Origin of the sequence: Streptomyces sp. AA4 (assembly GCF_000158875.1) — a bacterium.
GTDB lineage: Bacteria > Actinomycetota > Actinomycetes > Mycobacteriales > Pseudonocardiaceae > Amycolatopsis.
Map to the genome: position 1 here is coordinate 4,141,728 of NZ_GG657746.1, position 13,227 is coordinate 4,154,954.

Here is a 13,227-nt window from a genome sequence, read left to right on the forward strand (position 1 = left end):
CGGCAGCCCGCGGCGCTGGACGCCGTCCGGGGCCGGTGAGAACGAACACCCACACCGCTGTGACGCGGCCTCCAGCCGCTCTCGGGACGTCGGCTCGAAGGCGCGTCCGGTTCCCGGGAACTTTGCCGGATCTCTTCCCGACTCCTGCTGTGGACCGCCGAGGAGACGGGAGGCGCGGATGACTGGGCCGGCGATCGCGGCCGCACGCGGCACGGCGGGCTCGACGTCGCTGCTGACGGCCGCGATGACATGGTCGATGCTGCCGCTGTTCCTGCTCGGGGCGCTCGGGCCGGATCTCCTCGCCGAGTTCGGGATCACCACGCCGCTGCTCGGCGTGCTCGTGTCAGTGGGGTTCGCGGTCGCGGCCGCGCTGTCCCTGACGGCGGGGCCGGTCGTCGCGGCGGTCGGGGCGAGGCGCGGGCTCGTCGCTTTGTTTCGTCCTCGCCGGCATCGCGCTCGCCGCGTTCGCCGCCGCTCCGGGCTACGGCGTGCTCGTGCTCGCTGTGGCGGCCTCGGGCGTGCCGCAGGCATTGGCGAACCCGGTGACCAACCACCTGATCGCGACCCGCGTCCCGGCCGGGCGGCGCGGCGGGGTCACCGGCTGGAAGCAGTCCGGTGTCCAGTTCGGGGCGTTCGTCGCCGGGTTGCCGCTGGCCGCGCTGGCCGGCGCGGCGAACTGGCGGATCGCCGTCGGCGTGGCCGCCGCGATCGCGTTCGTGGCCGGGCTGCTGGTGCTGGCGCTTCCCGCCGACCCGGCGCCGGCGAGTCGGCCGCGGTGGACAACGGCCCGGCCGACGCGCGACGCGGCCTGGCTCTGCGGTTTCTCGGCGCTCCTCGGATCCGGCATTTCCGCCGTGAACACGTATGTCGCGTTGTTCGGCGCGCGCCAGCTGGCCTTGCCTGTCGGCGCGGCGAGTGCGCTGGTCGCGGTCCTCGGCATCGCCGGGATCGCCGGCCGAGTCGGGTGGTCGCGGCTGGCGGCTCGCTCCGGCGAGCCCGGCTCGTTGCTGCCGCCGCTGGCCGTCGGCGCCGCCGTCGCCGCGCTGGCGCTCGTCGCCGCGGCCGGCTGGGGTGCGTGGTGGGCGTGGGCAGCCGTGACCGGGCTGGGGGTCTGTGCGGTGTCGGCCAACGCGGTGTCGATGGTGACTGTGATCTCGACATCGCCGAAGGCGTCGGTGGCGCAGGATTCCGCCGTGGTGTCGGCCGGGTTCTTCGCCGGATTCGCGCTGGGGCCACCCGTCGCCGGAGCCCTGGTCGACGCGGCGGGCGGTCGCTACCAGTACGCCTGGACGACGGTGGCCGCGGAATTCCTTGCCGCCGGTGTGACCGCCTGGTGGTGGCGAGGCCGGGAGGCACGGCCGTGACCGCGTGGGCGAAGAGCGCGCTCAGCCGCCAGCTGGCGGAACTGGAGCGAACGGAACACGCGGTCGGCGACCGCTTCCCGCTGTCTGCGGACCCCGGCACAGGAAAATGGACGACGACCCGGAACGGCTCGTGGACGGGCGGGTTCTGGGTCGGTCAGCTGTGGCTGCGCGCACGGCTGACCGGCGCCCCGGGCCACCGCCGGGCCGCCGGACGCTGGGCCAGGCGCCTCGCGGACTGGGCCGCGGCGGACAGCGTCACCCGTGGCCTGGTCCTCTGGTACGGCGTCGCCGCGGAAAGCCGGCTGGGCCTGGGCTCCGCCGCCGAACCGCTGGCCCGCGCCGGTGCGCACGCCCTCGCCCGCACCGCCGATCCGGTCGCGGGAGTGCTGCCGTGGGGAACGGCGTTCGGTGATTCCGCCGAGCCGGTGCTCGCCCGCGCGGACGGCGCCCCGGGGACGGTCCCGTTGCTCGCGTGGGCGGGCGAGAAAACCGTTGCGGCGCAACACCTGCGCACCCATCTCGAACTGTCGGGCGAACCGGGTGGGCAGTCCTGGGCGTACTCGGAGCGAGCATGGGCCCGGGCGGCCGACCCGCCGCCCGGGTGGACCCGCGGCGAGGCCTGGACGCTGCTGGCCCTCGCCGACGGCGCCCACTGGCTCGAACCCGCGCTCGGCGACACCGGCCGCATCCGCGCGGCCAAGGTCCCTGCGGATTTTCCCGCCCTTCTCGACGTTCCCGGCAGCCCGCCGGACTCGTCCGCCGCGGTGATCACCGCCGTCGCGCTCGCCAAGCTCGGCCTGCACGACGCCGCCGCCGACCTCGTCCAGCAAGTACTGCGGACGTGTGTCCGCGACGGCCGGCTGGTCAAGGGCTGTCACGACCTGCGCCGCGGCCGGGCGACCGCGCACCAGCTGGTGTGGGGAGATTTCTTCCTCACGCTCGCCCTCGCGATCCTCGCGGAGGCGGTCGACCCGGCGGCGGTCTGACGGGCTCAGGCGAAAGCGTCGGCGAGCAGCTTAGCGTTCTGCCGGTAGACCGACAGCAGGTCCAAGTCCTGGCCCGGGTAGTTCACGAGGCTGACCTGCTTCGCCGGCGTACCCGGCAGGACGGTTCCCGTGCTCATGGCCTCGTTGTCGAAGACGTACTGCGGGTGCTTGGCCGACAGCTCTGCGAGTCTGGCCGCGGTCACCGGCTCCGGGCCGTAGGCGGCCAGCACGTTCGCGCCCGACAGCTGCGCCGCGAACCCGACGAACGCCTGCTCGATCACCTGCGGCTGCTTCCCGCCCGGCCACTTCGCCTTGACCTCGCCGGAAAGCCGCGCGTACTCCGCCTCGAACCCGGCGATCCACTTCTCGGCGGCCGCCTGGGTGCCGAACATCCCGGCCAGGCGCCGGACCTCCTTCTCCACGTTGTCCTTGCTGTTGTCCAACGTGAGGCCGACCGTCGTGGCCGAGGAGCCGGCGGCGTCCTTCAGCTTGCCCGCGAACCCTTCGAACCGGGAGTACAACACGTACCGCGCGCCCGCGACGGCCGCCAGGTCGGACGGCTTCGGATCGTAGTCGGGGGCGTGCTTGATCGAGGGCGGCACCAGGACGGTCACCTTGCCCGCGCCCGCCGCCTTCGCGAACGCTCCCTCCCACGTGCTCGCGGCCACCACGGCCGGGCCTTCCGGCGAGCCCGAGGCTGGGGCTGGGGCGGCGGGCTGCTGCGCGGCCGAACCACAGCCGGACAGCAGCAGCGCGCCGAGGATCAGTGCGCCGAGGCGGGGGAACGATGCCATCGTTGTTTTCTCCGATCAGGGACTGCATGGAGGGTGAGGGTCACGGCACCGGCCAGCAGCACGAGAACCGGACCGGGCGGGAAGTCGAGGACCAGGGCGAGCAGGAATCCCGCGACGTTGACGACGAGACCGATGACGACCGCCGCGAACACCATGCCGCGCAGCGAATTCGCGACCCGGCGGGCGGCCAGCGCGGGCAGCAGGGTCAGCGCGTCGACCAGCAGCGCGCCGGTGAGCCGGATCGCCCCGGCCACCGCGACCGCGACCAGCAGCAGCAACGCGAAAGTCAAGCGGTCCACGCGCACCCCGGAGCAGGCGGCGAGTTCGCGGTCGTGCAGCAGCAGCGCGAGCTGACGCCGGCGGACCAGGAACAGGCCGGGAATCACGAGGGCCAGCACGGCGAGCAGGACGACGTCCTGGGTGCGCGTCGCGAGGATCGAGCCCCACAGCAGTTCGAAGGCGCCGTTCGCGTTGACCCCGGACACAGAGAGCACAAGCAGTGCCGCGGCGATGGCCAGGCTCATCAGCAACCCCATCGCTCCGGAGAGACCGGACGGGGTGCGGGCAAGCGGGGTGAGCGCGGCCCCGGAAGCTGCGCACGCGAGCAGCGCGCACAGCAGCGGATCGAGTCCGGTCAGCATGCCCGCGGCGATGCCGAACAAGGCGACGTGCATCATCGCGAACCGCACCGGCATGATGTCCAGCCCGATGATCACCACTCCGACGATCGGCAGCCCGATCGCCCCCAGCACGAGCCCCAGCAGGCCGCGCTGGACCGGCACGAGCTGGAGCAGCGTGCCGAGCGACGCGCTCATCCGGCCGCCTCGGCGCCGGCTTCGCGCAGCCGTCCGTCGGCCATCTCCAGGACGCGGTCGCAGCGGCGGGCCAGGGCGCGGTCGTGGGTGACCACGAGCAGGGTCACCGGCAGCGACGAGAGCAGCCCGGCGGCGGCGTCCTGTCCCGCGAAGTCGAGGGCGGCCGTCGGTTCGTCGGCCAGCAGCGCGCGGGCTCCGGCGGCGACGCAGCCGAGCGCGCGGGCGAGGTAGACGCGCTGCAGCTGGCCGCCGGAAAGCGTGTGCAGCGGCCGCTCGGCCAGTTCACCGACGCCGAGCCGGTGCGCCGCGTCCACCGCCTCGGCCGGCGCGCCGCTGCTGGCCAGGAGTTCCCGCGCCAGCAAGGGAAACCGCCCGGCGGCCTGGCGTTGCGGGATCCACGCGGCGACCCTGCGGCGCCGGTCCCAGTCCGACGGCGTGCGTGCGCGGCGGCCGTCGACCTCGATCGATCCGGAAACCGCGCGGTGCAGGCCGAGCACAGCCCGCAGCAACGTCGTCTTGCCGGAGCCGTTCGTCCCGGTGAGCGCCACCCGCTGACCGGCTTCGACGACGAGGTCGACCGAACGCACCACCTCCTGGCGGCCGTGCGCGCAGCGCACCGCCGCCAGCTCGATCCGGGCGCCGTCGGGCACAGTCCTGCTCCTGAAGGTCGGTTACGGGAGCACTAGTCGCGAGCGCGGCCGTCGCGGTTCCCGAGCGTCCGGAAGAAGTTTCACCGCCCCTGGTAGGAGCGCATGAGCCGACGCGCGGCGGAGGTGATGTGCAGCTCGTCCGCGCCGTCGAGGATGCGGGCGGCCCTGGCGGTCCGCAGCAGCCGCGGCAAACCCGTCGCCGAGGTGAGCCCCTCCGCTCCGTAGACCTGGATCGCGCCGTCGACCGCGGTTTCCAGGGCCCGGGCAGCGGCCACCTTCGCCAGGCTGACCGGAACCTGGGCCCGCTCGCCCGCCGCGACCGGCGAGGCCGCGTCCGCGGTGAGCGATCGCGTGGCGCGGGTCAGCAGTTCGGCTTCGAACAGCAGGCGCTGCACCAGCTGCCGGTCGCCGAGCACGGCCCCGGCCAGCTCCCGGGTCGCGGCCCGGCGGGCGAGCAGCTCGACCGCCCGCTGCGCCTGGCCGACCCAGCGCAGCGCCCGGAGCGTCCGGCCGAGCGCAAGCCGTTCCCCGGCCAGGGCAAGGCCGTTCCCGATCTCGCCGACCACGTTGGCGTCGGGCACGAGAGTCCCCTCGATGGCCAGCTCGTACTGGCCTCCCGCCCCGAGCACGTCGAGTTCGCGCACCACCCGGAAGCCGCCGGCCGGCACGGCGAAAAGGGAAAACCCGTCGCCGGTGCGAGCCATGACCAGGACCAGCCCGGCCCGGGCGGCTCCGGTGGTGAACCACTTCCGCCCGGTGATCCGCCAGCCGCCGCCGGCGCGCTCGGCCCGGGTCCGCATCGCGGCCGGCTCCGATCCCGGCACCCCGGGCTCGGTCATCGCGTAGCTGACCGTCAAGTCCCCCGCGACCAGCGCCGGGAGCCATTCCACGCGGCGGCCGGGATCGGCGTGCGCGGCGAGCATGCGGAAGTTCAGCAGCGCTGACGAACCCAGCACGTCCGGGCCGTGGTCGCTGCGGCCCTCCTGCTCGGCGACGGCGAAGTAGTCCGCCAGCGCCAGACCGGCTCCGCCGTGCGCGCCCGGCAGTGGCAAGGCCCACAGCCCGGCCTGCCGTGCTTCGGCCCGGAGATCGCGCAGCCGCGCCGGGTCGCCCCGGTCCAGCAGGTCTTCGGCCGGAACGATCTTCGTGTCGACGAAGCCGCGGATCCTCTCGCCGAGTGCTGTCCCGTGGTCCATAAGCACCAATCACTCTGTCGAGGGAACTCGTCCCGCCGACTGACCGACTTTTGCCACGACACTCTCAGCCGGGGCGAGACGGAGGCTATAACGCATGACCGGCAGCGACACGATGGCCGCACCGGCCGGACCGCTCCTCACCGGCGCCACCGCACGGGTATCCGGGACCAGCGCGACCGCGCGCGTCTTGCGCCGGCATCTTGCCGCGTTCGGGGCAGAGGTGACCGCCAGCGACGAGGACCCGCACGGCCTGTCCGCCGCCGCGGAGGTCGGCTTCGCCGACGGCCGCCGCCGCGAGATCACCGTGAGCTGGGCAGGACCGGTCCGCGAACCCGCGCTTGCCGGCGAACTGGACGTGCAGGCGGTGTGCGGCGTGATGCACGTCAACGGCCGCCGGCACGGCACCGCTCGGCCGCTGGCCGTCGACTACTGCGCGACCTCTGCCGGAGTGCTGGCGATGATCGGGCTCCTGGCGAGCCTGCGCACCGAAGCCCGCGAGTCACGGGTGGACACCAGCGTCGCCGAAGCCGGGCTCCTGTCGGTCTCGCAGTACCTCGCGGCGGCCAGCGCCGAAGACTCCGAAGCGGTCGGCCTCGGCACCGGCGGGCCGCCGTTCGTCAGCGCGGACGGCGTGCGTTTCGAGATCGAGACGCTGCAACCGGAACCCTGGGCGGCTTTCTGGAACTCGCTCGGCGCCGGCGTCGCCGCCATCCGCACCGGCTGGCGGCCGTTCCAGTTCCGGTACGCCACCGCGACGGCTCCGCTGCCCGACGATCTGCGCCGCGCCCCGCTCGCCCTGCCGTACGCGGCGATCCGGGAGATCGGCGCCCGCACCGGCGTGAGCGTGTGCCCGGTGCACACCAGCTCGCCGCCGCTTCCGGAGTCGCCCTGGCAGCTCGAGCCCACCGCGGGCGCCGCCCGGCCGTCTCCCGCCGGAACGGCCGCGAGTCCGTTGCACGGCTTGGCCGTGCTCGAAGCGGGACGCCGGATCCAAGCGCCTCTCGCCGCTCATCTGCTCCGGCTGCTCGGCACCGACGTGACCCGCATCGAACCTCCTGGCGGCGACCCGCTCCGCGGGATGCCGCCGTGCGCCGGCGGATTGTCGGCGCGCTGGCTCGCGCTCAACCGGGACAAGGCTGCCGTCGAACTCGACATCAAGTCCCCTGCCGACCGGGACCGGCTCCGGGAACTCGCCGCGGATGCCGACGTGTTCCTGCACAACTGGGCTCCCGGCAAGGCCGAAGAACTCGGCCTCGGCGCCCGGGACTTCCCGGGCGGCCTGGTGTACGCCTACACGTCGGGCTGGGCGGACTGCGACGGACCGGACCTCCCGCCCGGCACCGATTTCATGGTTCAGGCCCGGTCCGGTCTGTCCGCTGTGGCCGGCACGGACGGGGCGCCGTCCCTGATGACGGTGCTCGACGTTCTCGGCGGGCTCCTCGGAGCCGAGACGATCGCCGCGGCCCTGCTCGAACGCGATCGCCGGGGCGCCGGGGTCGCCGCGGAAAGCAGCCTGTTCGGCGCGGCGGCGGAACTGCTGCGCACCGGCCGCGCCCCCGCACGTCCCGCTCCGGTGCTGGACGTCACCGAGGACCTTTCGATTCTGCCGGCGGATCCCCGCATGGCCGCCGTCATCGGCCGCGACGCCCACGGCTGTCCCGCTCTGCACACTCCCTGGAGGTTCTCGTGACCGCAGTTCAGCCGGCCCGCACCAGGCTGGCCTTCCGCGACCTCGTCCCGGCCGAAGTGCGCGGCAGCTGGACCTACCCCGACCGGGACCTCTACACCCTCTTTTCCCGTCACCGCGTCGACCAGCCCGACAAGGCCGCGGTCGTCGACGCCGACGGCGAGCTGAGCTACGCCGAACTCGACGACCTCGCCCGCCGCCTCGCGACCGGCCTCGGGCGGCTGGGCGTCGAACCCGGCGACGTCGTCGCCGTGCAGCTGCCCAACGGGCGCCTCGCCTGCGCGGCCGACCTGGCGATCGCCGCGCTCGGCGCCGTCGCCCTGCCCTACCCGGTGGGACGCGGGAGACGGGACGCGGCGCGCCTGCTGGCCCGGTCCGGCGCGGTCGCGGTGCTGACCGTCGCCCAGCACGGGGAGTACGCCTGCGCCGCCGGGCTCCGCGCCCTCGCCGCCGAGCTTCCGGACCTGCGCGCGGTGATCGCCGTCGGGACCGAGACCCCGCCCGGGTGCGTGCCGATCCACGCCCTCCTGGCCGCCGACGCGAGCGGATTCCGGCCGGTGCGGCCCGATCCCGGCTCGGCGGCCCGGATCCTGGTCACGTCCGGTTCCGAGGCCGAACCGAAAATGGTCGCCTACTCGCACAACGCGCTCGCCGGCGGACGCGGCGCCATGATGGCCGGACTCTGCGACGGCGACCCGGCCGCGATGCGCAACCTGTTCCTCGTCCCGCTCGCGTCCGCCTTCGGCAGCAACGGGACTCCGGTCACGCTCGCCGCCCTCGGTGCGACCCTGGTGCTGCAGCCGGCGTTCGACCCGGCCCGCACTCTGGCGCTCATCGAGCGGACCCGACCGACGCACCTCCTCGGGGTGGCGACCATGCTGCGGCAGCTCGCCGACCGGCCCGAACTCGCGGGCACCGACGTGTCGAGCCTGAGCGCGGTCGTCGTCGGCGGCGCCGTGCTGGACGAACCGACCGCGCGACGCGGCCGGGAAGCGTTCGGGTGCCCCGTGCTCAACCTCTACGGATCCGCTGACGGAGTCAGCTGTCACACCGCACCCGGCGACCCGCTCGAGCGGGCCGTGACCGCCGGCCGGCCCAGCCCCGGCGTCGCTGAGGTCCGCATCGTCGACGACCGGCTCGCCGACGTTCCGCCCGGACAGACGGGCGAAATCCTCGCCCGCGGCCCGATGTCGCCCTTGTGCTACGTCGGCGCGCCCGAACTCGACGCCCGCTACCGCACGCCCGACGGCTGGGTCCGCACCGGCGATCTCGGGCGCCTCGACGCCGACGGCTACCTGACGGTCACCGGGCGGCTGAAGGACGTGGTCATCCGCGGCGGCCTGAACATCAGCCCCGCCGAGATCGAAGAACTCCTCATCGCGCACCCGGCGATCCGGGACGTCGCCTGCGTGCCGGTGCCGGACCCGATGTTCGGCGAACGGCTCTGCGCGTGTGTCGCCACGGACTCCCCGCTGGAGCTGCCGGACCTCACGGCATACCTGGGCCGCCTCGGCCTGGAGCCGCGCAAGTTCCCCGAACGGCTCCTGGTCCTGCCCGCGCTCCCCCTCGGCCCCGCCGGGAAAGTCGACCGCCGCGCGCTCCGCGCCCTCGCCGCGAACCAGCCGGCCGCGAACCTTCCCGGCTCCTGAACGGGCGGCGGGCCGGAGACCTCCGCTCCTGAAGGTCCCCCGGCCCGCCGCCGGTTTCCGGCCGCTCAGCCGGTCCGGGACCCGCGCTCCTCCCAACGCTGTTCGACCCGGGCCACCCGCCAGTAGCCGATCGCCGCCGCCCAGACGACCGCGAACATGCCGACGATCGCGAACCCCACGTTGTTGAGGTCGAGCCCGGCGACCCAGCCGGTCACCGGATCGGACAGGCCGAGTTTCTCGTGCAGGATCGCGACGACCTCGACGCTGCCGATCAACAGCGCCACCCCGGCGGACAGACCGGTGATCACGATGTTGTAATACACCTTCCGCACCGGCTTCGAAAACGCCCAGTCGTAAGCGAAGTTCATGAACGTTCCGTCCACGGTGTCCAGCAGGGTCATCCCCGCCGCGAACAGAAGCGGCAGCACCACGATCGCGTACCAGGGCAACCCGCTCGCCGCACCGCCGCCCGCCAGCACGAGCAGCGCGACCTCGGTCGCGGTGTCGAACCCCAGGCCGAACAGCAGCCCGACCGGGTACATCTGGCCCGGCCGGCTGATCGAACGCGTCACCCGGCCCAGGAACCGGTTGAACAACCCCCGATCGTTGAGACGGGCCTCCAGCTCCGCCTCGTCGAACACCCCCCGCCGCATCGACCGCCACACGCGCACGATCCCGGCCAGCGCCACCAGATTGAGCACGCCGATCAGGTAGAGGAACAGCCCGGACACGGTCGTGCCCACCACCCCCAGCGCCTGCCGGGCGCTCGACCCGTCGTCCGTCAGCACCCCGACCACGCGCGTGCCCGCGGCGATGAGGACCGCCAGCACCAGCACCACCGTGGAATGCCCCAGCGCGAACCAGAATCCGACCGAAACCGGCCGCTTCCCGTCGGCCATCAGCTTGCGGGTCGTGTTGTCGATCGCCGCGATGTGATCGGCGTCGAAGGCATGCCGCAGGCCCAACGTGTAGGCAGTCAGGCCCAGTCCGACCCCGAACACCTGCGTGCCCACCGAATAGCCGCCCGGCACCACCGCGAACAGCAGCAGCCCCCACGCGACGACGTGCAGCGCCGCGATGACCGCGGCGATCCCGCCGAACCGCACCCAGCCGGGCCGGCCGCTCACAGACTTCTCGTGCACACTCTCTCCCTCGCGAGCGTTCCGTGGCGGTTCCCGCTCGATCAGGGCCGCAGGCACGTCGAAGCACACGACGTCCGCTCCGGCCCGCCCGAGAGACTCCGGACCCACCCCTCGCGCCACCGCGGCGCAAGGACCGGTGGCAGGTCTTCGGACTCGCGGGCACCCGCCGGGATATCCGGCGGACCTACTGGCCGTCGCTTCCCGGACGCGGCGCGTCCAGTGCTCGATGACGGCGGTCGTTCCCGCTCACCGCTGCGGGGCAGTCCCGGATTCGCACCGGGTTCCCTCTTGCCTCGCCGGATCCCCACAGACCCGGCGAACCACCAGCAGCCGGAGCGTACCCGGCTCAGCCTGTCCCGGAACCCGACCGGCCTCGTCGGAGATCGCCACGTGCTCGGCGCACGTGGCGGAGGGTGCCGCCGTCGCGTCACCGTGAGCCGCGGAGGAGGGCTGGCGGGCTTCCCGAATGTGAACGCGTCCCCTCCTCGACCCACCGAACGGACAAAGTTCAGACAACGAAACCGCAGCGTGCACAACACTTTCCAGGGGAATCATCGTCATCGGCTCGATCGCGCACCAGCCTCACCAGCGCTGGGCTGGACAAAACCCGTCGTCCCGGCGGCCCGGGGTCGCTCTCGCGGCAAACGTCCAGCATCTCCGCGAGGTTCACCGGCTGCTCACATTCCGCGAAAGCGGCGTCACCCAGCAGCAGACCGCGGCTGACCTGCGAGTCGGAGACTACGACGTCGACGAACAGACCGCCCTCACACGGTACGCCGAGAAGGTGGAGGCGATGAAGGAAGCACAGCGCACACGCGAACTGCAGCCAGCACCAGCAAGACAACCGGCAAGGTCAGCTGGACTGCTCAGACCGAGCACCCGCCGCGCATCGAGAGCCCTGCACCTGCCAAGAACGTACCGTGCTGACGGCTTCGGAACGACCTGAACAGATGCCCGACCGCAACCCGCGAACGGCATCCCATCGGGTAAAGATCGCCCCGGCGAGCACCGGAGCACGGTTTCAGCCAGCCGCGCCGCGACCATTCCCGGCACGGTCCATACGCCCAGAATGTGCTCCAGAGCCGAAGCAAAGCCCGCCACCGCGCAACATCAACCGTCGCTCAATCAACCACCAAAACCGCCCGCCACCCGCATAAATTGATACGACCAGACACTGGCTTTCAATCCATCGGTTCTGGGTTCGAGCCCCAGGCGGTCCACCACGATGTTCTCGTGGGCTCTCCCTGTACACGGATCAGGAAAATGCTGCCGCGCTTGCGAAACGGCGTGTTCGAGGGCGCGCTTCGCCGCGGATTTGTGCCCTTTCCGGTCGGCGTTACGGGCCAATTCTCGGTTCTCAGGCGCGGTCTTCGTGCGGCGGGTTCGCCTGCCGGCGGTCACCGAGCGGCCTGCACCACGGGCCGCGTCGAGGACGAGCCAGGCGATGGCTTCCGCGGAGCCGTTGGCCAGGCTCGGCAGGACGCTGACGTAGGTGTCGGACGCCGGCACGATGCTGAGGTGACCGAACAGAGGCTGCACCGTCTTGAGGCCCGGCAGGCTGTTCCGCGGTGCCGGTTCGGCCTCATCGGCTGTTCCGCAGCATGGAACAATCGCTTCGTCTTGTGGTGATCGAACGCTACTGTCGATCGGTACCGGACAAAATCGCAAGAAGGCGGTACCCGACTCGCCGGGAAACTGTGTGATTGCCGGCCGTCGCTGGGGATCGTCACCGCCTCGCCAAGATCTACGGTGTCCGTGCGCACTCCGGCTTCCGTCGCCACTGATCACGAGCCACCGTCACGACTGCTGCGCCGTCGAGTCAAATTCTGAACAGGGAGAAGCCATGCCTCAGTTCGGGGTGAGCATGCCAGTGCTGCAGACTCCGTTCGAGAAATTCGCCGAATTCGCACAGCTCGCGGACAGCGCCGGGTTTCGGTCCTTATGGCTCTACGAGTACTATCGAAATCCCTTTGTCGTCCATGCGGGCGCGGCAGGCGGGACTGACCGGATCAGCCTCGGCACCGCTGTCGCGCAAGCTTTCACCCGAAGTCCGTTCGAACTCGCCAACGCCGCCGCCGACCTGGACGAGGCGAGCTCCGGCCGCACCCTTCTGGGCATCGGGGCCGGACTGGGCGACTTCCTCGATTCGTTCCACTCCGTCCAGGTCGCCCATCCGGTGCGGTGGATGAGCGAGTACATCGACACGGTCCGGATGAGCTGGGACTATCACTCCAGCGGCCTGGAGCCCATGTCCTACGACGGGACCAGGTTCAGCTTCCGGCCGATGCCCCTGAACCCGGCCGGAGCCCGAGCTCTGCGGCGTCCCCGGATCCCGATCTATCTGGCCGCGCTGCGCCCTCTGATGCTTCAGCTCGCCGGCGAGAAGGCCGAGGGGATGATCACGATGGCGCCGTCTCGACGGTACGTCGACCGGGTCATCCTGCCCAATCTGCGAAAAGGGGCCCGGCGTTCGGGACGGCACCTCGCCGATTTCGATCTGACCGCGCTGACGATCTGCTCGATCTCGGACGACCGGGCGGAGGCCGTTCGGCGGGCGCGCATTCAGGTTGGCGTATACGCGGCCATGTCCGAACTGACCAGGTTGCTGGAGTTCGACGACTGCGAACGCGAGCAGCACGAGATTCAGGCCGCTCTGGGCAAGGGCGGCCTCGCGGCTGTCGAGTCCGCGGTGAGCGACAAGCTCGTCGAGCTGTACACGGTCGCCGGAACGCCTGACGAGGTGCGCGAACAAGTCCGCAGGTTCGCGGAATACATTCCGCATATCATGCTGGCTCCGCCGTATATCCCGCCGCTGACCGCCGACGAGAGCGAAGACGCGTTCCTGCAGATAATCAAGACCTTCGGTGATTAGGAATATTCCCCGAAGCGGCAGCTGGCCACGAAGCCCGGAAGCAGAACCGAAGAAAGAAGTTTTCTCCTACAT

Annotated in this window: 11 protein-coding genes and 1 riboswitch; of the genes, 5 read left to right on the forward strand and 6 right to left on the reverse strand. The window is 72.0% G+C overall.

The features are described from left to right. The first annotated feature begins 449 nt into the window (after positions 1 to 449). Positions 450 to 1,364, forward strand: a complete 915-nt coding sequence (locus tag SSMG_RS19090; RefSeq protein WP_286157056.1) for an MFS transporter — start codon at positions 450 to 452, stop codon at positions 1,362 to 1,364. Continuing rightward, positions 1,361 to 2,350, forward strand: coding sequence for a hypothetical protein (locus SSMG_RS19095; protein WP_063632039.1), 990 nt, complete (start codon positions 1,361 to 1,363; stop codon positions 2,348 to 2,350). The genes SSMG_RS19090 and SSMG_RS19095 overlap by 4 nt, the downstream gene beginning before the upstream one ends. A 5-nt stretch (positions 2,351 to 2,355) precedes the next feature. Here the strand turns inward: SSMG_RS19095 and SSMG_RS19100 are convergent, their stop codons facing one another. The 4 genes from SSMG_RS19100 to SSMG_RS19115 form a co-directional block, all read right to left on the reverse strand. After that, positions 2,356 to 3,144 (reverse strand): ABC transporter substrate-binding protein, encoded by a 789-nt coding sequence (locus SSMG_RS19100; protein WP_009078580.1) that lies wholly within the window; start codon positions 3,142 to 3,144, stop codon positions 2,356 to 2,358. Next, positions 3,114 to 3,959 carry a metal ABC transporter permease gene (locus SSMG_RS19105; RefSeq protein WP_009078582.1) on the reverse strand — a complete coding sequence of 282 codons (846 nt, stop codon included), beginning with the start codon at positions 3,957 to 3,959 and terminating at the stop codon, positions 3,114 to 3,116. Before SSMG_RS19105 ends, SSMG_RS19100 begins: the two co-directional genes overlap by 31 nt. Then, positions 3,956 to 4,609: a metal ABC transporter ATP-binding protein gene (locus tag SSMG_RS19110; protein ID WP_009078584.1), complete on the reverse strand. Its 654-nt coding sequence runs from the start codon at positions 4,607 to 4,609 to the stop codon at positions 3,956 to 3,958. The genes SSMG_RS19105 and SSMG_RS19110 overlap by 4 nt, the downstream gene beginning before the upstream one ends. Positions 4,610 to 4,689: 80 nt before the next feature. Continuing rightward, positions 4,690 to 5,805 carry an acyl-CoA dehydrogenase family protein gene (locus tag SSMG_RS19115; RefSeq protein ID WP_050788222.1) on the reverse strand — a complete coding sequence of 372 codons (1,116 nt, stop codon included), beginning with the start codon at positions 5,803 to 5,805 and terminating at the stop codon, positions 4,690 to 4,692. A gap of 94 nt (positions 5,806 to 5,899) precedes the next feature. Here SSMG_RS19115 and SSMG_RS19120 point away from each other — a divergent pair, with 94 nt between their 5' ends. Further along, positions 5,900 to 7,495 (forward strand): CoA transferase, encoded by a 1,596-nt coding sequence (locus tag SSMG_RS19120; RefSeq protein ID WP_009078587.1) that lies wholly within the window; start codon positions 5,900 to 5,902, stop codon positions 7,493 to 7,495. Continuing rightward, positions 7,492 to 9,141 (forward strand): class I adenylate-forming enzyme family protein, encoded by a 1,650-nt coding sequence (locus SSMG_RS19125; protein ID WP_009078589.1) that lies wholly within the window; start codon positions 7,492 to 7,494, stop codon positions 9,139 to 9,141. Before SSMG_RS19120 ends, SSMG_RS19125 begins: the two co-directional genes overlap by 4 nt. 65 nt (positions 9,142 to 9,206) lie before the next feature. Here the strand turns inward: SSMG_RS19125 and SSMG_RS19130 are convergent, their stop codons facing one another. After that, complete coding sequence (locus tag SSMG_RS19130) at positions 9,207 to 10,283, reverse strand: HoxN/HupN/NixA family nickel/cobalt transporter (RefSeq protein ID WP_050788450.1); 1,077 nt, start codon at positions 10,281 to 10,283, stop codon at positions 9,207 to 9,209. Between the two features lie 120 nt (positions 10,284 to 10,403). Next, positions 10,404 to 10,623: riboswitch (cobalamin riboswitch) on the reverse strand. Between the two features lie 785 nt (positions 10,624 to 11,408). After that, positions 11,409 to 11,792: a hypothetical protein gene (locus tag SSMG_RS45445; RefSeq protein ID WP_158688050.1), complete on the reverse strand. Its 384-nt coding sequence runs from the start codon at positions 11,790 to 11,792 to the stop codon at positions 11,409 to 11,411. 334 nt (positions 11,793 to 12,126) lie between these two features. Between SSMG_RS45445 and SSMG_RS19135 the strand changes: the two genes are divergently transcribed. After that, positions 12,127 to 13,155: an LLM class flavin-dependent oxidoreductase gene (locus SSMG_RS19135; protein WP_037714189.1), complete on the forward strand. Its 1,029-nt coding sequence runs from the start codon at positions 12,127 to 12,129 to the stop codon at positions 13,153 to 13,155. Positions 13,156 to 13,227 lie beyond the last annotated feature (72 nt).